Source organism: Pseudomonas sp. NFXW11 (assembly GCF_049887815.1).
Lineage (GTDB): Bacteria > Pseudomonadota > Gammaproteobacteria > Pseudomonadales > Pseudomonadaceae > Aquipseudomonas.
The window spans coordinates 516,425-537,191 of sequence record NZ_JAGEKI010000001.1 but is presented as its reverse complement, the minus strand read 5'-3'; the positions used below and the strand labels follow the sequence as shown (position 1 = coordinate 537,191).

Here is a 20,767-nt window from a genome sequence, read left to right as displayed (position 1 = left end):
GAGCTCGTTGCAAATGCTTACTGGCTGGCCAGCGTCTCCGGCTGCCAGCCGCCACCCAGGGCCTTGTAGATGGCCACTATGCCGCGGTACTGGTCGACTTCGGCCTGGGCCTGGGCATCCTCGGCGGCCAGGCGTTCACGCTGGGCGTCCAGCAGCACCAGGAAATCCACGGTGCCTTCGCGGTAGCGGATCTCGGCCAGGTCCGCGGCCTTGCGGCTCGACTCGCTCTGGCGGATCAGCGACAGCAGGCGCTGCTGGCGCTTGCCGTAGTCGCTGAAGGCATTCTCCGATTCCTCCAGGGCCAGCAGCACCTGCTGCTCGTAGCTGGCCAGGGCGCCGTCGGCATTGGCGTCGGCCGCCCGCAGCCGGGCGCGTACGCTGCCCAGGTCGAAGGCCGCCCAGGTGATGCTCGGGCCCAGGGCCCAGGCATTGGCCGCCGAGGAGCCGATCTGCGAACCGCGCCCGGCAGTGAAGCCGAGGAAACCGCTGAGGCTGACCTTGGGAAACAGGTCGGCCTTGGCCACGCCGATTCGTGCCGTGGCCGCCGCCAGCTTGCGTTCGGCACTGAGAATGTCCGGGCGCCGTTGCAGCAGCGCACCGGGATCGCCAATGGCCAAAGCCTTGGCGATGGCCGGCAACTGCGCCGGCGCCAGGTCGATGCTCAGCTGTTCCGGACGCTGGCCCAGCAGGGTGGCGATGCGGTTGCGCTGGCGGTTCTGCTCGGCCTGCAGTTGCGGCACGCTGGCTTCCACCGACGCCAGGCGGGCGTCGGCGCGGACCACGTCGAGCTCGTCGCCGACACCGGCCTCGCGCAGGCTTTCGGTGATCTTGCGCGAGGCCTGCTGGTTATCGAGGTTGGCCAGGGCGATCTTTTCCCGCAGCTGCGCGCCGCGCAGTTGACCGTAGGCGTCCACCAGTTCGGCGATCAGGCTCACCTGCAGCTGGTAGAGGTCGGCTTCGGCGGCCTGCTGATCGGCCTCGGTGGCTTCCAGGTTGCGCTGGATGCGGCCGAACAGGTCCAGCTCCCAGGCCATGTCCAGGCCCAGGTCGTAGCGCTCGCTCTTGACCCGGCGGGTGGTCTGGCCAGGGATCTGGCCCTTGGCCTGGTCGCTGCTGGCGCGGCTGGTGATGGTGGGCATGGCGTCATTGCTGGCGTCATCGCGAATGGCCCGGGCGGCCCGCAGGCGGGCGAAGGCCACCCGCAGGTCACGGTTGCCCTGCAGCGACTGGCTCACCAGCTGGTTCAGGGTCGGGTCATCGAACTGCTGCCACCAGATGCCTTCGAAGCGTGCGCGGTCGAAGTTCTTCTGGCTCGTGCCGCCTTCGCTGGCGGCCTTGATCTGCGCCGCCTCGGTGGCTGGGGCCTGGTAGTCCGGGCCCACGGCGCAGGCGCCGAGGGCCAGCACCAGAAGGCTCGGCAGGAGTACTTTGGAACTCATTGTTGCGCCTCCAGTTGCAGAGTGCGGGCGGCCTTGCGGGCCTCGCTGCGCTCCACGTAATTGCGGATCAGGACATAGAACACCGGCGTCAGCAGCAGGCCGAAGAAGGTCACCCCGAGCATCCCGGCGAACACCGCCACACCCATGGCATGGCGCATTTCCGCACCGGCACCGCTGGAGATCACCAGGGGCACCACGCCCATGATGAAGGCGAAGGAGGTCATCAGGATCGGCCGCAGGCGCAGGCGGCAGGCTTCCAGTACTGCTGCCAGCGGGTCGAGGCCTTCCTCTTGCTTGTCCTTGGCGAACTCGACGATCAGGATCGCGTTCTTGCACGCCAGGCCCACCAGTACGATCAGGCCGATCTGGGTGAAGATGTTGTTGTCGCCACCGGAGATGATCACCCCGGTAATCGCCGACAGCAGGGTCATGGGCACAATCAGGATCACCGCCAGGGGCAGGCTCCAGCTCTCGTATTGCGCCGCCAGCACCAGGAACGCCAGCAGTACGCAGAGCGGGAAGACGAACAGTGCAGTGTTGCCGGCGAGGATCTGCTGGTAGGTCAGCTCGGTCCATTCATAGGTCATGCCGTTGGGCAATTCTTCCTTGAGCAGTTTCTCGATCGCCGCTTCTGCCTGCCCGGAGCTGTAGCCCGGGGCCGCTGCGCCGTTGATCTCGGCGGTGACGAAGCCGTTGTAGTGCATCACGCGGTCGGGGCCCGAGGTGTCGCTGACCTTGATAAAGGTCGCCAGGGGGATCATCTCGCCCTTGTTGTTGCGCACCTTGAGCTGGCCGATCTGCTCGGCTTCGAGACGGAACTGCTGCTCGGCCTGGACGTTGACCTGGTAGGTGCGGCCAAAGCGGTTGAAATCGTTGGCATACAGCGAGCCCAGGTAGATCTGCAGGGTGTCGAAGATGTCGGAGATCGCCACGCCGTGGGTCTTGGCCTTTTCCCGGTCGATGGCCGCGTCCACCTGGGGCACATTGACCTGGTAGCTGGTGAACAGCCCGGCCAGTTCCGGCACGCTGCGGCTCTTGGCAATGACGTTTTGCACCTCTTTATACAGCTCCTCGTAACCCAGGCCGCTGCGGTCCTCGACTTGCAGGCGGAAGCCGCCAATGGTGCCCAGGCCCTGTACCGGCGGCGGTGGGAAGATCGCCATGTAGGCGTCCTGGATATCCGCGTACTTCCCGTTCAGGGCACCGGCGATGGCGCCGGCGGACATGCTCGGGTCCTTGCGCTCGTCGAAGGGCTTCAAGGTAACGAAGACGATGCCGTTGTTCGGGCTGTTGGTGAAGCCGTTGATCGACAGGCCAGGGAAGGCCACCGCGCTTTCCACCCCCGGTTGCTTGAGGGCGATGTCGGACATGCGCTTGATCACGTCTTCGGTGCGGTCCAGGCTGGCGGCGTCCGGCAGTTGGGCGAAGGCCACCAGGTACTGCTTGTCCTGGGCCGGTACGAAGCCGGTGGGGGTGTGGGCGAAACCGAACCAGGTCAGCACCATCAGGCCGGCATAGAGGAACAGGGCGATGCCGCTGCCGCGGATGACCCGACGCACGGTGCCGACGTAACCATGGCTTGCACGATCGAAGAAGCGGTTGAACGGCTTGAACAGCCAGCCCCCCAGCAGCTTGTCGAGCACCTTGGAGAAACGGTCCTTGGGCGCATGGTGTTCCTTGAGCAGTACCGCGGCCAGGGCTGGCGACAGGGTCAGGGAGTTGAAGGCCGAGATCACGGTGGAAATGGCGATGGTCAGGGCGAACTGCTTGTAGAACTGCCCGGTCAGGCCGCTGATAAAGGCCGCCGGCACAAACACCGCGCACAGCACCAGGGCGGTGGCGATGATCGGTCCGGTCACTTCACGCATGGCGCGCTTGGTGGCCTCCACCGGATTCAGGCCCAGGCCGATATTACGTTCGACGTTCTCCACCACCACGATGGCGTCGTCCACCACGATACCGATGGCCAGCACCAGGCCGAACAGCGACAGGGCGTTGAGCGAGAAGCCGAACAGGTGCATCACCGCGAAGGTGCCGATCAGCGACACCGGTACCGCCACCAGCGGGATGATCGAGGCACGCCAGGTCTGCAGGAACAGGATCACCACCAGCACCACCAGCACCAGGGCTTCGAACAGGGTGTGCACCACCGCTTCGATGGAGCCACGGACGAAGATGGTCGGGTCGTAGACGATGCTGAAGTCCATGCCCTGGGGGAAGCTCTGCTTCAGTTCGGCCATCTTGGCCCGCACTTCATTGGAGATCTCGATGGCGTTGGAGCCCGGACGCTGGAAGATCGGGATGGCCACCGCCGGCTGGTTGTTGAGCAGGGAACGCAGGGCGTACTGGCTCGACCCCAGCTCGACCCGAGCGATGTCTTTCAGGCGGGTGATCTCACCGTCTTCGCCCGAGCGAATGATGATGTTCTCGAACTCTTCCTCGGTCACCAGGCGACCCTGGGTGTTCACCGACAGCTGGAAGCTGGTGGCGTTGGGGGCGGGCGGCGCGCCCAGGGCACCGGCGGCCACCTGGCGGTTCTGCTCGCGAATGGCGGTGACCACGTCGGTGGCGGTGAGGTTGCGCGAAGCGGTCTTGTTCGGGTCCAGCCATACACGCAGCGAGTAGTCGCCCATGCCGAACAGCTGCACATCGCCCACGCCGCCCAGGCGCGCCAGCTCATCCTTGATATTGAGCAGGGCGTAGTTGGACAGGTAGAGCATGTCGTAGCGTTTGTCCGGCGAGGTCAGGTGCACCACCATGGTCAGGTCGGGGGAGGCCTTGTCCACGGTGATACCGATGCGCGTCACTTCTTCCGGCAGCTTGGGCTGGGTGCGGGTCACGCGGTTCTGCACCTGCACCTGGGCGTTGTCCAGGTCGGTGCCCAGGGCGAAGGTGATGGTCAGGGTGATCTTGCCGTCAGCGGTGGATTGCGAGGACATGTAGAGCATGTTCTCGACCCCGGTGATCGCCTGTTCCAGGGGCGCGGCCACGGTCTCGCCGATGACTTTCGGGTTGGCCCCGGGGAAGTTGGCGCGCACCACCACGGTGGGCGGCACCACTTCCGGGTATTCGCTGATGGGCAGCTGGAACAGCGAGATGGCGCCGGCGATCAGGATCAGCAGCGACAGCACCGCGGCGAAGATCGGCCTGGATATGAAGAACTGGGAAAAATTCATCTTGAGAGTCGTCCCTTAACCGCGCGGTGTCGCAGCGGCGAGTTTCACACCGGGAGCCACCTTGGCAGGGCTGACCTGCGGCAGGTTGCTGGCTTCCAGCGCTTGGCGTTGTTGGGCCAGGGCGGCGAGGGTTTCCTTGCTGGCCATGGGGATCACTTCAGGCGCCACCGGTGCGCCCGGACGGGCCCGCTGCAAGCCCTTGACGATGATGGTGTCGTCCTTGCTCAGGCCATTGCGGACGATGCGCAGGCCTTCGATCTTCGGCCCCAGCTCCACGGCGCGGTAGGCCGGCTTGTTGTCGGCGTCCATCACCAGCACGAACTTCTTGCCCAGGTCGGTGCCCACGGCTTCGTCATTGATCAGCATCGCCGAATAGGTGCCGCTGCCCACCAGTTTCAGGCGCGCATAGAGGCCCGGGGTGTAGCTGCCGTCGCGGTTGTCGAACACCGCGCGGCCGCGGATGGTGCCGGTCTTGGGGTTGACCTGGTTGTCGACGAAGTTCATCTGCCCCAGGTGCGGGTGGCCGTCTTCATTGGACAGGCCCAGGTACACCGGGGTGCTCTGGCCGCGCTGACCCTGGCGGGCCAGTTGGCTGTACTTGAGGAACACTCGCTCGTCGGCGTCGAAGTAGGCGTAGACCTTGTCGGTGGACACCAGGCTGGTGAGCGCGGTGACATCGGCGGTCACCAAGTTGCCGGCGGTGATCTGCGCGCGGCTGACCCGGCCGCTGATGGGCGCCACCACCCGGGTGAAGCTCAGGTTGAGCTTGGCCAGGTCCAACTGGGCCTGGATCGCGTCGACCCCGGCGCGGGCTTCCTGGGCGGCGCTGGTGCGGGTGTCCGCCAGCTCGGCGGAGATCGCGTTGCTGGTCAGCAGGCGCTGGCCGCGCTGGGCTTCATTGGCGCTGCGGGTGGCGGTGGCGCGAGCCTGTTGCAGTTGGGCTTCGAGGCGACGGACTTCAGCCTGGAACGGGCGCGGGTCGATCTGGAACAGCAGGTCGCCTTTCTTCACCAGGGCGCCTTCGGTGAAGGCCACCTGGTCGATCTGGCCGGAAACCCGTGGCCGTACTTCCACGGTTTCCGGGGCTTCCAGGCGGCCGGTGAACTCGTCCCACTCGTTGACTGGCTGCTCCAGCACCTTGGCCACGCTGACTTTGGCGGCGGGGGGCGCGGAGGCGGTGTCCGGGGCTTTGCCGCAGGCGCTCATGACCAGCACGGCAAGGGCGGCTAAGGGGTAACGCAAGAGTTTGACTGACTGGTCCATGGTTCATCCGCCAAGGTAATTTGAGATGGGCGGATGATGCTCGGCAGGCTGGTATCTCACGAATCGAATGAAGCGAAGGTAACTATCATTCGGAATGATATAAGCCGCGAGCAAGCCCTCTAGCCTGCGCCTTTTGTTAGGGGGCTATCAATTCCCTGGCGCGCAAATACTTGTTGCGCCACACGCAATAGTGCCCAGGAACCAGAGTCGTCCCGCCCGGTGCCGGCAGCGAGGGTTTACTTGATTGGCATCAAGCAGGCCGGGCCGCCGCAGCGCTAGGCTGGAATCCATACCGGCCATTGATGAGGGGATGATGATCTATCCCGTGCTGCTGACCCTGCACCTGTTCGCCGCGCTGATCTTTATCGGCACGGTGTTCTTCGAGGTGCTGTTTCTGGAAAGTTTCCGCCGGCAGTTGCCGGCCAGGGTCATGCTGTTGCTCGAGCAGGCCATCGGCCGTCGCGCCCGGCAATTGATGCCCTGGGTCTTGCTGGTGCTGTTCGGTGCCGGCATTGGCATGCTCAAGCTGCGTTACTGGCCGTTGCTGGCGGCGCCGTTGCAGTCAGCGTTCGGCACCTTGCTGATGTTGAAGGTGCTGCTGGCCGCCAGCGTGCTGGTGCATTTTCTCGGCGCCATGCTGCTGTTTCGCACCCAGCGCATGACCGCCCGCTGGGTCAGCTTCATCCACAGCAGCGTATTCATCCACCTGGTGGTCATCGTGCTGTTGGCCAAGGCCATGTTCTATGTCAGTTGGTAGCCACTGCCGCTGAGCGCCACCCCGGTCGGGTTTGATGCAGGTCAAGGCCCCTGGGCGGATGCCGGTCGACACTGGTTTCTTTGCGGCCCGTATCGGAGCTTCTGCCATGTTCGATGTCATTCACTCTCGCAGCGGGCGGGGCTTACAGCCTGATCCAGGGGGGCTCGATGGCGATTGTCATGTCGAGGAAAGTCGGTTCCATGCCGGAGTCGGTTCCCTGGATGTGCTGCGGGCATTGCGCGCCAGCCGGCAGCAGCCCCGGCCCCTGGCGCTGAACCTGCAACTGCCCGCCCTGCTGGCGACCGCCGGCCAGCCGCTCGAGGCGTACCTCGCTGCCCTGTACCGAGAGATCCGCCTGGTGACCTGCCACCTGGGCAATGTGCCGCGGGTGGAGCAGTTCCACTTGGCCGGCGGCCATCTCGACCCCGATCACCTGCAACGCTTGATGAGCCTGTTGCGCAAACGCTTCAACTTCCTCGCTCACGACAGCGGCGACTACAGCGTCGATATCGACCTGCCAGGCGCCGACTGGGCGAGCATGGGGCGCCTGCGTGACCTGGGTTTCAATCATGTGAGCATCGGCGTGTCCGACAGCGGCTGCCAGGGTTTGTCGGCCTGTTATCAGGACCCGGGGCCTATCCAGTCGCTGCTCGACGCGGCGCGCACCTTCGGTTACCGCAAGGTCAGCGTCGACCTGGGTTATGGTCACGCCTGGCAGACCCCGGATAGCTTTGCCCAGAAGCTCTGCTCCCTGGTGGAACTCGAGCCCGATCGGCTGCAGGTGTTCGACTACGCCCTGCCGCCACGACGCTATGCCCAGGGGCCGCGGCAAGCCCCCAGCAGCCCCCGGGACAAGGCGCTGATGCGCCGCCTGTGCTTTGAACGCCTGCCCCAGGCTGGCTACCTGCACATTGGCCTGGGGCTGTTCGTGCGTGCCGATGACGACCTGGCCATGGCCCAGGAGCGCGGCAGCCTGAGTCGCAACTACCAGGGCTTCACCCGGCATGGCTACTGCGACCAGATCGGCCTGGGGCTGGGCGCGGTCAGCCGCTTCGATGGGCTGCATGCGCAGAACAGCCCGGTGCTGGAGGAGTACCTGGAGCAGCTGCAACAGGGCCAGCTGGCTACCTGGCGCGGCTGGCGCTGCGCTGCGGGGGCGCAGGTCCGCCAGCAGGTGGTGGAGCGCCTGGCCTGTGACCTGGAGCTGGATGTACGGGCCATCGAACGGCGCCACGGGCTGATCTTCCAGCAGTTTTTCCCGGGCGCCTGGCGTGGGCTCGAGGCCATGAGTCGCGCCGGGCTGGTGGAATTGCGCGAGGATTTCATCAGCATCCTGCCGGCCGGGCGCCTGGAGGTGGATGTCATCTGCCAGTTGTTCGAGCAACAGGCCCCGGCGCCGGCTTGCGCCCTCGACTGGCGGGACCACGATAGCCGCTGACGCCGGGCGGGGCCGGGTTTGTCGCAGCAGTGCAGGGCGCGCTTGATCGCGATCAAGTTTGCCCGCCGCGCTGCTTGCCGGGTTGCCGGCGGGGCTCTTAGCGTGAATGCCCACCCGTCGCTACCCAGGTATCCCATGGACCTTTCCCAACCCCGCTGTGAACCCTACTACCAGGCCCAGGGCAATGAGCCCGCGCTCTTCGAACAGGCCTGGCGCCACGGCATGCCGGTGCTGATCAAGGGCCCCACCGGCTGCGGCAAGACACGCTTGGTCCAGCACATGGCGCAGCGCCTGGGCCTGCCGCTGCACACCGTCGCCTGCCACGACGATTTGAGCGCCGCCGACCTGGTGGGGCGCCACCTGATAGGGGCCGAGGGCACCTGGTGGCAGGACGGGCCCCTGACCCGGGCGGTGCGCGAGGGCGGTATCTGCTACCTCGACGAAGTGCTGGAAGCGCGCCAGGACACCGTGGTGGTGCTGCACCCTCTGGCCGACGATCGCCGCGAACTGTTCCTGGAACGCACCGGCGAAGTGCTCAAGGCGCCGCCTTCGTTCATGCTGGTGGTGTCCTATAACCCCGGTTACCAGAACCTGCTCAAGGGCCTGAAGCCCAGCACTCGGCAGCGTTTCGTGGCCCTGCGCCTAGGCTACCCGGAGGCGGCGCAAGAGGAACTGATCGTGCGCCGCGAGGCCGGGGTCGATGGCGCCCTGGCCAGCCAGCTGGTCAAGCTCGGCCAGGCCCTGCGCCGGCTCGACCAGCAGGACCTGGAGGAGGTGGCCTCGACCCGCCTGCTGATCTTCGCCGCGCGCCTGATCGGCGCCGGCATGGACCCGCGGCAGGCCTGCCTGGCCTGTCTGGCCGAACCCTTGAGCGATGACCCGCTGACCGTCGCCGCGCTGATGGACCTGGTCGATGTGCATTTCCCCTGATGCGGGCGTGGCGCCCGCCAGCCAATACCCGAGTAAAACTATCGGTCTTTCTTGATCGCCATCAAGCGGTTTCCAGCCCCGCGCTTTCTATCATGGCCACGCCAAGCAACGAGGACGCGACCATGCCAGAGACCTTCACCAAGGGCATGGCCAGGAACATCTATTTCGGGGGGAGCGTGTTTTTCTTCCTGATTTTCCTGGCCTTGACCTATCACACCGAACAGACCTTTCCCAAACGCAGCAACCAGGCACTTTTGACCGAGGCGGTAGTGCGCGGCAAGACGGTCTGGGAGCAGAACAACTGCGTCGGCTGCCACACCCTGCTGGGCGAGGGCGCCTACTTCGCGCCGGAGCTGGGCAACGTGTTCAAGCGCCGTGGCGGCGAGGAGGGCTTCAAGCCCTTCATGCAGGCCTGGATGAAGATGCAGCCGTTGGGCGTGCCCGGGCGCCGGGCCATGCCGCAGTTCAACCTGAGCGAGCAAGAGGTCGACGACATCGCCGAATTCCTCAAGTGGAGCTCGAATATCGACACCAATGGCTGGCCGCCCAACAAGGAGGGCTGAGTGATGAGCAGTGCCAATCCCCATCTGAAATTCGCCTCGCAGGCCGTGGCCAAACCCTACTTCGTGTTTGCCCTGATGCTGTTCCTCGGCCAGGTGCTGTTCGGCCTGATCATGGGCCTGCAATACGTGGTCGGCGACTTCCTGTTCCCGACCATTCCGTTCAACGTGGCGCGCATGGTGCACACCAACCTGCTGATCGTCTGGCTGCTGTTCGGCTTCATGGGCGCGGCCTACTACCTGGTTCCGGAGGAGGCCGACCGCGAGCTGCACAGCCCGAAACTGGCGATCCTGCTGTTCTGGGTGTTCGCCGTGGCCGGGGTGTTGACCATCCTCGGCTACCTGCTGGTGCCCTATGCGGGCCTGGCCCGGCTGACCCACAACGAGCTGCTGCCCACCATGGGCCGCGAGTTCCTGGAACAGCCGACCATCACCAAGCTGGGCATTGTGCTGGTGTGCCTGGGGTTTCTCTACAACATCGGCATGACCCTGCTCAAGGGCCGCAAGACCACGGTCAGCATGGTGATGATGACTGGCCTGATCGGCCTGGCGGTGTTCTTCCTGTTCTCCTTCTACAACCCCGGCAACCTGGCCCGCGACAAGTTCTACTGGTGGTGGGTGGTGCATCTCTGGGTGGAAGGGGTGTGGGAGCTGATCATGGGCTCGATGCTGGCCTTCGTGCTGATCAAGATCACCGGCGTCGACCGTGAGGTGGTGGAGAAATGGCTGTATGTGATTGTCGCCATGGCGCTGATCAGCGGGATCATCGGCACCGGCCACCATTTCTTCTGGATTGGCGCGCCACAGGTCTGGCTGTGGCTCGGCTCGATCTTCTCGGTGCTGGAGCCGCTGCCGTTCCTGGCCATGGTGCTGTTTGCCTTCAGCATGGTGCGCAACCGCCGGCGCCAGCACCCCAACCGCGCGGCCACGCTGTGGGCCAAGGGCACCACGGTCACCGCATTCTTCGGCGCCGGGGTCTGGGGCTTCCTGCACACCCTGGCACCGGTGAACTACTACACCCACGGCACGCAACTCACCGCGGCCCATGGCCACCTGTCGTTCTACGGGGCCTACGCGATGATCGTCATGACCCTGATCAGCTACGCCATGCCACGCTTGCGCGGCCTGGGCGAGGCGCCCGATGAGCGGGCGCAGACCCTCGAGGTCTGGGGCTTCTGGCTGATGACCCTGTCGATGGTGATGATCACCCTGTTGCTCACCGCCGCCGGGGTGGTGCAGATCCTCCTGCAACGCTGGGCCGAGGACGGCAGCGCCTTGCCCTTTATGTCCACCGTCGAACACCTGCGCGGGTTGTTCTGGGCGCGCCTGGTCAGTGGCCTGGGCTTTATGGCTGGGCTGCTGTGCTACCTGGCGAGCTTCCGCCAGCGTGGCCGCGCGGCCCTGGGCGCACCGGCCAGGGTGGTGCCTTCCTGAACCTGTGGTGCTGACACAACGCGGCCCGGCGCTCACCGCGGGCCGCTTTCCGCGCGTTACTGGGGAGGCCTCCGAATGGCTTTTACGCTTGAACTGGAAGAGTGGGTCGGCAGCCTCTGGCATCGTTTCATCACCCGTCGCGCCAGCACTGATTTTCCCGCGGCGCGGGTCGAACTGGCGCCACGCCAGCGGGCCCTGGCGGTGCTGTATCGAGCCATGGGCGGTGCCGCCGGCAGCCTCGAGGCGGCCAGCGAGCGCGACCTGCTGCTGCGGCGCAACCTGCTGCAGCAAATCGCCGGCACTTGCCGGCACGCGCCGCTGGCCTGGTGCGACGCACAACACCTGCATTTGCCGGCGAGCCTGGCGGTGTTTGCCGAGCGGCAGTTGAACGAGGAACTCTATCGCTGGCTGGCGCTGCTGGCCGCCCGGGCCGGCCCGATGCGCCACTGGGGGCGGGACAACCAGCGCTGGACCCAGGCGCTGTTGCGCGATTATCCGGCGCTGGCCGGGCGCTACCGGCGCCTGGTGGATGCCCACCTGCAACTGCGCCCCGATCCGGCTTCGCTGAACCCGGCCGAGGCGGCCCTGGAGCGTGCTCTGCGCCAGGCCTTGCGGGAGCCGGGCAGTGTCCGCCAGTTTCCCCGCAGCGAGCGGGCTGCCTGGCCGTTGCCGCTGTGGCTGTACCCGCCGCAGCACCTGGCCAACCCGCAGGCGGCGGACCTGCAAGAGGCCGACGGCGAGCTGCTGGCCAGCAGCGGCGAACAGCAGGGTGGGCGCAAGCGCGCTACCCGCATCGACGACGCAGCGGCCAAGGGTGGCCTGCTGATCGTGCGCCTGGAAAACCTCTTCAGCTGGACCGAGCACGTCGAGCTCGACCGCTGGCAAGACCACAGCCAGGACCCGGACGCCGCCCGGGTGGCCGAGGACCTCGACCAACTGACCCTGTCCCGCACCCGCGTGCGCAAGGGCGGCGGCCTCAAGCTGCACCTCGACCTGCCGCCAGCGGACCTCGACGACTTGCCCCTGGGCGAGGGCATCAAGCTGCCGGAGTGGGACTATCGCCAGGGCCGCTTGCAGGACAATTTCGTCAACCTGCAGTTGTTCGAACCCAGGGATTGCCAGCCCCGACCCCTGCCGGAGCATCTGCAGGCTGCGGCACGCCGCCTGCGCCGGCAATTCGAGCAACTGCGCGACCAGCGCCAGTGGTTGCGCCGCCAGCCCCAGGGCAGCGAGCTGGACCTGCAAGCCTGGCTGGATTTCCAGGTCGAGCGCCAACAGGGCCGCAGCGTCGAGCGCGGTCTGTACCTGGAGCGACGCCCGACCCAGCGTGACCTGGCCTGCCTGTTGCTGGCGGATGTGTCGATGTCCACCGATGCGCACCTGAACGATGAACACCGGGTGATCGAGGTGATCCGCGACAGCCTGCTGCTGTTCGGCGAGAGCCTGTCGCTGCTCGGCGACGATTTCGCCTTGTACGGCTTTTCCTCGTTGCGTCGGCAGCAGGTGCGGATGACCGCGCTCAAGCGCTTCGAGCAGGCCTATGACGATCGTACCCGTGGCCAGATCCTCGGGCTCAAGCCCGGCTACTACACCCGCATGGGCGCGGCGATCCGCCACGCCACGCACTTGCTCAAGGGGCGCAAGCGGCGACGCAAGCTGCTGTTGCTGCTCACCGACGGCAAGCCCAACGACCTGGACCTGTACGAGGGCCGCTACGGGGTCGAGGACACCCGCGAGGCGCTGCGTGAAGCCCGGAGCCAGGGGCTGACGCCGTTCTGCATCACCATCGATCGCGAGGCCGGCGCCTACCTGCCGTACCTGTTCGGCAGCCACGGCTACAGCCTGATCCGCCAGCCCGAGCAATTGCCCCTGCGCCTGCCCCAACTGTATCGCCAGCTGACCCGGCCCTGAGGCCGGGCCAGTGGCGCCCGTCTAGCGTGGCAACCACAGCGCCATGGCCAGGCAGAACAGCGTCAGGCCGATGCAGAACCACAAGAAGCCTCGTTGCCGGCGGGCCCCGATCAGGGCCGTCGCGGTCGGCAGTGGCATGCCGCAGTGCCGGCAGTGGCCGGCCTGGGGCGAATTGTCCTGCTGGCAATACAGGCAGGGGCACCGGGCGCTCATTCGAATTGCTCCAGCCGGGGGCGATCGAGGATCACGATCAGCCGGCCATCCTGGCTGATGATCTTGTCGTCGATCAGGCGGCGGATGATCCGCGAGAAGGTTTCCGGCTGGATCGCCAGGTGCCCGGCGATCAGCTGCTTGGCCATCGGCAGCTCGAACTGGCGTTCCACCGGTTGCGCCTGCATCAACTGCGTGAGCAGGTAGCGCACCACCCGGTGGGTGGCGTTCTTCAGCGACAACGTCTCGATCTCGTTGACCCGCTGATGCAGGCGCATGCACAGCTTGCCCAGCAGGGCGAAGGTCAGGCGGCTGTTGCGTTGCAGCAGGCGCAGGTAGGTGGCGTTCGCCAGCCGGTAGAGCTGGGACGGGCCCACCGCTTCGGCCGAGGCCACGTAGTTGGGGGTGTCCATCAGCATCATGGCTTCGGCAAAGGTCTGCCGTGGGCCTATCACCTCGAAGACCTTTTCCTGGCCGTCCGGGGTCAGCCGGTAGATCTTCACCGCGCCGGCAATCACGAAATAGAAGGCCTCGGCCGGCTCTCCCTGGTGGAACAGCGGTTCGCCCTTATCGATGTTCAGCAGTTGGCTGCTGGTCAACAGTTCGTCGAGCTGCTCGTCGTCCAAGGGCTCGAACAGGTGATGGCTGCGCAGGATCTGGTGATGGACTCGGTGAAACACCATGGCTACTTGTCCTTGTGCGGGAAAGGGAAGGGCGCGAACTCAGATCAGGCTCAACGAGAGGCCGCTGGCGGTGGCCAGCAGGGCGCCGAGAATGCAGAACCAGGCCAGGGGCTGGATAAGGTTTTTCATGATGACTCCAGGAACGGTGGGCAAGGCTGCCGAGCAAGACCCGGACCAGACCGTGGCCTGCGCCATTCCTGGGGTGTGGCGATTGCAGGGTATAAATGACCCTGGCAATCAGGGTTGAAATAACCATTGATGGGTTGTTTTTACCCTGCGTCGCGTGTCGAGCCGCCCGCCGGCCGTTGCCCGGGACAGGGCACGACCCTTGCACAGCATGTTGCGACCGCCATGCCGGTGGTTGTCGCCGACGCGCTTATCCAGTGCTTGATTGATGTGCCGCAGCGACGGCCGCCGGCAAATGGCAGAAGGTAGCGCCGGGGGCCGTACAGGGCCCCGGCAACAAGGTAAGGAGTGGCTTCATGCAAGTACTTGATCGCCGTAAGGCCCTGGCCCTGGTGCCGTTGCTGCGCCTGGCGTTCCGTCCGCTGTTCCTCGCCGGCGTTGTCCTGGCGCTGCTGGCGGTGCCGCTGTGGCTGGCGGCGCTGCAGGGCTCGCTGGGCAGCTGGCAGCCGGCCGGCGGCTGGCTGGCCTGGCACCGGCATGAGCTGGTGTTCGGCTTTGGCTTGGCGATCATCGCCGGCTTCATGCTCACTGCCGTGCAGACCTGGACCGGCCAGCCTGGGCTGTCCGGCAAACCCTTGGCGGGGCTGGCGCTATTGTGGTTGGCGGCACGCCTGGCCTGGCTGGCGAACCTGCCCTGGCCGCTGCTGGCCGTCCTTGAGCTGGGCTTTCCGTTACTGGTGGCGGCTGTCATGGGTCGGACCCTGTGGCGGGTGCGCCAGCAACGCAATTACCCCCTGGTGGTGGTCTTGGTGCTGCTGACGGTGGTCGATGGCCTGGCGCTGTACGGCCTGGTACGAGGCGACGAAGGCTGGCAGCGCCAGGCGGTGCTTGCGGCCATCTGGTTGGTGGCGGCGATCATGGGCCTGATCGGTGGGCGGGTGATTCCCTTCTTCACCCAGCGCGGCCTGGGGCGCAGCGAGGCGGTGGCGCCCTGGCCGTGGCTCGACTGGCTGCTGCTGGTGGGCTCGGCGCTGGTGGCCCTGCTGTATGCCAGCGGCCTGGCGCTGACCCCGAGCCCCTGGCTGGGGCTGCTGTTCGCTGCCCTGGCGGGCGGGCACTTGCTGCGCCTGTGGCGCTGGCATGACCGCGGCCTGTGGCGGGTGCCGCTGCTGTGGTCGCTGCACCTGGCCTATGCCTGGCTGGCGCTGGCGTGCCTGGGCATGGCCCTGTGGCATGCCGGGGTGGCGTTGAACCCGAGCCTGGCGGTGCACTGCCTGACCATCGGCGCCATGGCCGGGTTGATCCTGGCGATGATCGCCCGGGTCAGCCTGGGCCATACCGGGCGGCCGTTGCAGCCGCCAGCGGGCATGACCCTGGCGTTTATCCTGATCAACCTGGCCGCGGTCTGCCGGGTGCTGCTGGTGCCCTGGCTGCCGTTGGCCGGGCTGTGGCTGGCGGGTCTGTGCTGGGCCCTGGCGTTCGCCCTGTACGCCTGGCGCTACGGGCCGATGCTGCTGCAACCACGGGTCGACGGCCACCCAGGTTAAAGGCCAGGAGGCCTGCCCATGTTCTATCCCTACCTGTTGCTGATTCACCTGCTGGCGGCCATTGCCTTTATCGGCACGCTGTTCTTCGAGCTGGCCATCTGGCCGGTGGTGCGCCGACAGATACCGGCCAGCGCCCAGGCCGGGGTCGACCAGGCCTTGTCGGTGCGTTCGCGCAAGGTCCTGCATGGGGTGGTGCTGCTGCTCTATGGCGCCGGGCTGGGCCTGGCCTGGCACCATCGTCTGGCCCTGGCGCAGCCCCTGGCCAGCTCTTTCGCCAGCCTGCTGGGGCTGAAGATCCTGCTGGCCCTGAGCATCATCGGCCATTACCTGCTGCTGGCGTACTGGCTGCTTGGCGGGCGCTTGAGCCCAGGCCGGGCGCTGGGCATTCGCCGCAGCATCCTGGGCCATATGCTGTTGATCGTGATCCTGGCCAAGGCCATGTTCTATTGGCACTGACCGATAAGGGCCGGCCCGATCGCCAAAGGCTCGGGCCAGTGTGGGAGGGTGGTTGCGGGGTTATTGCAGGGCTTGGGTGAACAGCACGTCGTTTTCCAGCTGGATATGTTCCAGCAGGTCGTCGCGAAACTCTTGCAGGCCGCTGTACAGGGTACGCCAGGTGTTGCACGCACCCGCCGGGGTAGTGATCTGGTCGGTGAGTTGCAGCAGTCGCTCCAGGGCGTCGCCGTGCTGGTCATGTTCCAGGCGCATCACCTGGATCGGTGCCGTGGCCTGGCGGCCCATGCCCCGCTGCAGCATGGGGAACAGCACCTGTTCCTCCTTGAGCATGTGTCCTTCCAGTTCCTGCTGCATGCCCTGCAAGTGATCGGCCAGGCCGCTGGGGCAGTGGCCATCGCCGGCATGCACCTGCTCCACCCGGCGCGCCAGCTGAATCAGCTCCGGCAACTGCTGGCGGTGGCGCTGGTGATAACGGGCGAGAATGTGCTCGATGAGTTCGCTCGGGGATGGGTTTGGGTTCATCAGGGAATTCCTGGTCTGTGGTAGGGATTTCCCGGGTGGTTGCATCAGCCATGCCAGCTTTGCTTGCGCGAAATCAAGGGCCGATTCACGGAGTATGGTGAAATCCACCCCGATACTTGCGGGTAGATATGACCACAGAGGGTGAGGACTACCATGTTGCGAGAAAGCCTGGCCGCCGACCTGATTGTCGAGTTGCCCAATGCCGTGCGGTTGCAACGCCTGGTGCAGACCCTGCGGGAATACTTCAATTGCGGCGCGGTCGGCCTGCTGCGCCTGGAAGGCGACAGCCTGCGGCCGCTGGCCACCGTGGGCCTGGTGCATGAAGCCCTCGGCCGGCGTTTCGTGATTGCCCAGCACCCGCGCCTGGCGGCGATCATGGCATCCCGCGAGCCCACCTGGTTCGAGCCCGACAGCCGTCTGCCGGACCCCTACGACGGCTTGCTCGACAGCGCCCTCAGCGAGCCGCTGGCGGTGCATGACTGCATGGGCGTGAGCCTGTATGTGGAGGGCCGCATCTGGGGTGCCATTACCCTGGATGCCTTGCAGCCCGGCACCTTCGACGCCGATGCCCGGGATGAACTCAAGCGCTGCACCCTGCAGATCGAGGCCGCGTTGCGGGTCACCCGCCTGGAGCAGGAGAACCGCAGCCTGCGCCTGTCCCGCAGCGAGCCTGCGGACATGCGCCGGCCCCAGGACGAGAGCGAGATCCTCGGCCAGAGCGATGTACTGCATCAGTTGCTCAATGAGCTGGATGTGCTGGCCGATTCCGAACTGCCGGTGTTGCTGCTGGGGGAAACCGGGGTGGGCAAGGAACTCTTCGCCCGGCGCCTGCATCGCCTGTCTCGGCGCAGCCACAAGCCGTTGGTCCAGGTCAATTGCGCGGCCCTGCCCGAGTCGCTGGCCGAGAGCGAGCTGTTCGGCCATGTCAGGGGCGCGTTTTCCGGCGCCACCAGCGATCGCGCCGGGCGTTTCGATGCGGCCAATGGCGGCACGCTGTTTCTCGACGAAGTGGGCGAACTGCCCCTGAGCGTCCAGGCCAAGCTGCTGCGCACCTTGCAGAATGGCGAGATCCAGCGGCTGGGGGCGGACCAGCCGCTGCACGTCAATGTACGGATCATCGCCGCCACCAACCGCCACTTGCCCGACAGCATCCGCGAGGGCCAGTTTCGCGCCGACCTCTACCACCGGTTATCGGTGTACCCGGTGCCGATCCCGCCGCTGCGCGAGCGCGGCAACGATGTGCTGATGATTGCCGGGCACTTTCTCGAACTCAATCGCAGCCGCCTGGGGCTGCGCGGCCTGCGCCTGTCGGCGGCGGCCGAGCGGGCGCTGCTGGGCTACCGCTGGCCGGGCAACGTGCGCGAGCTGGAGCATGTGATCGGCCGCGCCGCGCTCAAGCAGCTGAGTCGCGATGGCAGCCGCAGCCTGATCATCACCCTGGAACCGGAAGTGCTGGACCTGGACAGCACGGCGCTGTTGCCGGAGCAGCCGCAGCCAGCGGCCGACCCCGGGCTGGCCTTCAGCTCCCTGGTGGATGCGGTGGACGCCTGCCAACGCCAGTGCATCGTTCAAGCCTTGCGCCTGAGCGGCGACAACTGGGCCGCCGCTGCGCGCCTGCTGGCAGTGGACCCGAGCAACCTGCACAAGCTGGCCAGGCGCTTGCGGCTGAAATAGCTCAGGCGGCGTTGATGGCGGTCAAGGTGCGCAGGGGGCGGCCCTTACAGACTGCGGGTCAGTTTCCAGGAGATCACCGCCATGCCGCTGTCCCTTGCCCAGATGCGTCGTAACTACACCCTAGGTGGCCTGCACGAAGAGCAGGCGCCGGACGATCCGCTGCTGATGTTCGGCCAATGGCTGGAACAGGCGCGGCAAACCGAAAGCCCCCCGGTGGAGGCCAACAGCATGCACCTGGCGACCGTGGATGCCGAAGGCCAACCCCACTGCCGGGTGCTGCTGCTCAAGGGGGTGAGCCAGGAGGGTTTCACCTTCTTCGGCAATTACCAGAGCGCCAAGGGCCAGGAACTGGCCGTCAACCCCCGGGCCGCCATGACCTTCTTCTGGCCGGGGCTGGAACGCCAGGTGCGGGTGGAGGGCAGGGTGGTGCGCCTGGCGGCGCAGCTCTCTGATGCCTATTTCGACTCCCGGCCCCTGGCCAGCCGCCTGGGTGCCTGGGCCTCGCCACAGAGCCGGCCGCTGGCCGATCGCGAGGAACTCCAGGCTCTGCTGGCGCAGACCATCCGGCGGTTTGTCGACGAGCCCCTACGGCGTCCCGAGCACTGGGGCGGCTATTGCCTGGAGCCCGAACGCCTGGAGTTCTGGCAGGGGCGCGCCGACCGCCTGCACGACCGTCTCGACTACCGCCGCCAGAACGGCCAGTGGCGGCGCCAGCGCCTGGCGCCCTGAGTCGCACCCTGCGGAGGTACCTCCAAGGAGGGATGGGTTCGCCGGGATTTTGGGTCCAGGCTTGGGCCCATTCCCAACTCCCCCCGCTAGAGGAAACCCTGGCCATGGCCCATTTATCGCAACGCAGCTTCCAGCCCCTGAACATCGCGGTGCTGACCATCAGCGATACCCGCACCTTCGACACCGACAGTTCCGGCCAGACCCTGGTCGACCTGTTGCAGGCCGCCGGCCATGCGCTGGTGGACCGCGATCTGGTCAAGGACGACATCTACCAGATTCGCGCCACGCTCTCGCGCTGGATCGCCGACCCCCAAGTGCAGGTGGTGCTGACCACCGGCGGCACCGGCTTCACCGCCCGGGACAACACGCCGCAAGCGGTGCTGCCGCTGCTGGACAAGCATGTGGAGGGCTTCGGCGAACTGTTCCGCCAGGTGTCCCTGGCGGAGATCGGCATGTCGACCCTGCAGTCCCGGGCCCTGGCGGGTATCAGCAACGCGGTGCTGGTGTGCTGCGTACCCGGTTCGCCCGGGGCCTGCCGCACTGCCTGGACGCAAATCCTGCACAACCAGCTGGACAGCCGCACCGGCCCCTGCAACTTCGCCCCCCATCTCAAGCCCCAGCCCGGCGCGGCGCTCGAGGCCTGCGAGGCGCGGCCATGAGCGCAAGCCCTTGCAACAGCGGCAGCCTGATGCCGGTGGACCTGGCCATCGCGCATTTGCTTGAGCGTGCGCCCCCTCCGCCAGCGCTGCAGTGCCTGGCCCTGGATCAGGTCCTGGGCCGGGTCCTGGGGGCGGACATCCATGCGCCGCGCCATCTGCCGGGCTGGGACAACAGCGCCATGGACGGTTACGCCCTGCGCGCGGCCGACCTGCCGGCCAGCGGCGGCTGCCTGACCCTGGCCGGGCGCATCGCCGCGGGCCAGGCGCCGAGCAGCCCCTTGTTGCCCGGGCAGGCGCTGCGCATCTTTACCGGCGCGCCGCTGCCAGAGGGTGCCGACGCGGTGGTGCCCCAGGAGCTGTGCCGGGTCGAGGGCGGGCACGTCTGGCTGCCGCCGGTGCGCGTCGGCGAGCACGTGCGCAAGGCCGGCGAAGAGGTGCGCCAAGGGCATCTGCTGCTGCCGGCCGGCAAGCGTCTGCGGGCCCAGGAACTGGGTCTGCTGGCGGCCTGTGGGGTCAGTGGGGTCGAGGTCTACCGACCGCTGCGGGTTGGCCTGTTGAGCAGCGGCGACGAGTTGCGTGAGCCCGGTGAGCCCTTGGCCCCGGGGCAGATCTACAACAGCAACCGCTATTGCCTGGCAGCGCTGCTCCAGGGCTGGGGCGTCGAGGTGCACGACTACGGCGCCATGGCCGACGAACTGCAGGCCAGCCAGCAGGCGCTGCATCTGGCGGCGCAGGAATGCGACCTGCTGTTGACCTCAGGCGGGGTCTCGGTGGGCGAAGAGGATCATCTCAAGCAGGCGATCGAGGCGCTGGGCCAGGTGGACTTCTGGCGCCTGGCGATCCAGCCGGGCAAGCCCCTGGCCTTTGGCGAGGTGGCGGGCAAGCCCTGGTTCGGCCTGCCGGGCAATCCGGCGGCGGCACTGATCACCGCGCTGGTGGTGCTGCGCCCATTCCTCCTGCGCAGCCAGGGCCGGCGCGATGCAGTGCCGCAGCCGCTGGGCCTGCCGGCGGGTTTCGACTGGTTGCAAGCCAACCGCCGCCGGCAGTACCTGCGCGCCCGGCTGGTGCCTGATGGCGCCGGCGGGTGCAGTGTGCAACTGCACCCGCAGCAAAGCTCGGCGATGCTCAGCGCCGCCTGCTGGGCCGATGGCCTGGCGCTGGTGGAGTGCGAGCAGTTGGTGCACCGGCACGACAAGGTGCAGTTCCTGTCGTTTGCCGAACTGATGCAGTGAGCGCTGTTGATTATGGTCAAG

Annotated in this window: 17 protein-coding genes and 1 pseudogene; 12 read left to right on the top strand and 6 right to left on the bottom strand. The window is 66.6% G+C overall.

Annotated elements, in window-relative coordinates; translation table 11 throughout:
* Positions 1-17 precede the first annotated feature (17 nt).
* From J4P02_RS02325 to mexE, 3 genes are read right to left on the bottom strand one after another with little or no spacing between them, the layout of a single operon-like run.
* Complete coding sequence (locus J4P02_RS02325; RefSeq protein WP_426187367.1) at positions 18-1,439, bottom strand: efflux transporter outer membrane subunit; 1,422 nt, start codon at positions 1,437-1,439, stop codon at positions 18-20.
* Positions 1,436-4,615, bottom strand: coding sequence for an efflux RND transporter permease subunit (locus J4P02_RS02320; protein WP_426187365.1), 3,180 nt, complete (start codon positions 4,613-4,615; stop codon positions 1,436-1,438). Before J4P02_RS02320 ends, J4P02_RS02325 begins: the two co-directional genes overlap by 4 nt.
* Positions 4,616-4,630: 15 nt before the next feature.
* Positions 4,631-5,878 carry a multidrug efflux RND transporter periplasmic adaptor subunit MexE gene (gene mexE / locus J4P02_RS02315; protein WP_426187363.1) on the bottom strand — a complete coding sequence of 416 codons (1,248 nt, stop codon included), beginning with the start codon at positions 5,876-5,878 and terminating at the stop codon, positions 4,631-4,633.
* A 313-nt stretch (positions 5,879-6,191) separates the two neighbouring features.
* On the opposite strand from mexE, the gene J4P02_RS02310 reads away from it, so the two are divergent.
* The 6 genes from J4P02_RS02310 to J4P02_RS02285 all read left to right on the top strand — a co-directional run bounded on the left by J4P02_RS02310 (position 6,192) and on the right by J4P02_RS02285 (position 12,908).
* Positions 6,192-6,635 (top strand): CopD family copper resistance protein, encoded by a 444-nt coding sequence (locus J4P02_RS02310; RefSeq protein WP_426187361.1) that lies wholly within the window; start codon positions 6,192-6,194, stop codon positions 6,633-6,635.
* Positions 6,636-6,741: 106 nt separating this feature from the next.
* Positions 6,742-8,073, top strand: a complete 1,332-nt coding sequence (locus J4P02_RS02305; RefSeq protein WP_426187359.1) for a coproporphyrinogen III oxidase — start codon at positions 6,742-6,744, stop codon at positions 8,071-8,073.
* A gap of 135 nt (positions 8,074-8,208) precedes the next feature.
* Positions 8,209-9,003: a CbbQ/NirQ/NorQ/GpvN family protein gene (locus J4P02_RS02300; RefSeq protein WP_426187357.1), complete on the top strand. Its 795-nt coding sequence runs from the start codon at positions 8,209-8,211 to the stop codon at positions 9,001-9,003.
* A gap of 122 nt (positions 9,004-9,125) precedes the next feature.
* Positions 9,126-9,566 (top strand): c-type cytochrome, encoded by a 441-nt coding sequence (locus J4P02_RS02295; protein WP_426187355.1) that lies wholly within the window; start codon positions 9,126-9,128, stop codon positions 9,564-9,566.
* A 3-nt stretch (positions 9,567-9,569) separates the two neighbouring features.
* Complete coding sequence (locus J4P02_RS02290) at positions 9,570-10,997, top strand: cbb3-type cytochrome c oxidase subunit I (protein WP_426187353.1); 1,428 nt, start codon at positions 9,570-9,572, stop codon at positions 10,995-10,997.
* A gap of 75 nt (positions 10,998-11,072) precedes the next feature.
* Entirely contained in the window at positions 11,073-12,908 is a 1,836-nt protein-coding gene (locus J4P02_RS02285; RefSeq protein WP_426187351.1) for a nitric oxide reductase activation protein NorD, read from the top strand.
* A gap of 21 nt (positions 12,909-12,929) precedes the next feature.
* Here J4P02_RS02285 and J4P02_RS02280 read toward each other — a convergent pair whose 3' ends face one another.
* Together J4P02_RS02280 and J4P02_RS02275 are read right to left on the bottom strand one after the other, a co-directional pair.
* Positions 12,930-13,121: a protein DnrP gene (locus J4P02_RS02280; RefSeq protein WP_426187349.1), complete on the bottom strand. Its 192-nt coding sequence runs from the start codon at positions 13,119-13,121 to the stop codon at positions 12,930-12,932.
* Positions 13,118-13,801, bottom strand: coding sequence for a Crp/Fnr family transcriptional regulator (locus tag J4P02_RS02275; protein WP_426187347.1), 684 nt, complete (start codon positions 13,799-13,801; stop codon positions 13,118-13,120). Before J4P02_RS02275 ends, J4P02_RS02280 begins: the two co-directional genes overlap by 4 nt.
* Before the next feature lie 482 nt (positions 13,802-14,283).
* On the opposite strand from J4P02_RS02275, the gene J4P02_RS02270 reads away from it, so the two are divergent.
* Positions 14,284-15,474, top strand: coding sequence for an NnrS family protein (locus tag J4P02_RS02270; protein ID WP_426187345.1), 1,191 nt, complete (start codon positions 14,284-14,286; stop codon positions 15,472-15,474).
* 18 nt (positions 15,475-15,492) lie between these two features.
* Entirely contained in the window at positions 15,493-15,930 is a 438-nt protein-coding gene (locus J4P02_RS02265; protein ID WP_426187343.1) for a hypothetical protein, read from the top strand.
* 60 nt (positions 15,931-15,990) lie between these two features.
* Here the strand turns inward: J4P02_RS02265 and J4P02_RS02260 are convergent.
* Positions 15,991-16,425: pseudogene (locus J4P02_RS02260) on the bottom strand (hemerythrin domain-containing protein); the annotation flags it as partial.
* A gap of 180 nt (positions 16,426-16,605) precedes the next feature.
* On the opposite strand from J4P02_RS02260, the gene norR reads away from it, so the two are divergent.
* The 4 genes from norR (at position 16,606) to glp (ending at position 20,746) form a co-directional block, all read left to right on the top strand.
* Entirely contained in the window at positions 16,606-18,126 is a 1,521-nt protein-coding gene (gene norR, locus J4P02_RS02255) for a nitric oxide reductase transcriptional regulator NorR (RefSeq protein WP_426187341.1), read from the top strand.
* Positions 18,127-18,207: 81 nt separating this feature from the next.
* A complete protein-coding gene (gene pdxH, locus J4P02_RS02250) occupies positions 18,208-18,855 on the top strand; it encodes a pyridoxamine 5'-phosphate oxidase (RefSeq protein ID WP_426187339.1) in 648 nt (215 codons plus the stop codon).
* 104 nt (positions 18,856-18,959) lie between these two features.
* The gene (gene moaB / locus J4P02_RS02245) at positions 18,960-19,514 is read left to right on the top strand and encodes a molybdenum cofactor biosynthesis protein B (protein ID WP_426187337.1); all 555 of its coding nucleotides are present in this window, start codon (positions 18,960-18,962) and stop codon (positions 19,512-19,514) included.
* Complete coding sequence (glp, locus tag J4P02_RS02240; RefSeq protein ID WP_426187335.1) at positions 19,511-20,746, top strand: gephyrin-like molybdotransferase Glp; 1,236 nt, start codon at positions 19,511-19,513, stop codon at positions 20,744-20,746. Before moaB ends, glp begins: the two co-directional genes overlap by 4 nt.
* The last annotated feature ends 21 nt before the right edge of the window (positions 20,747-20,767 follow it).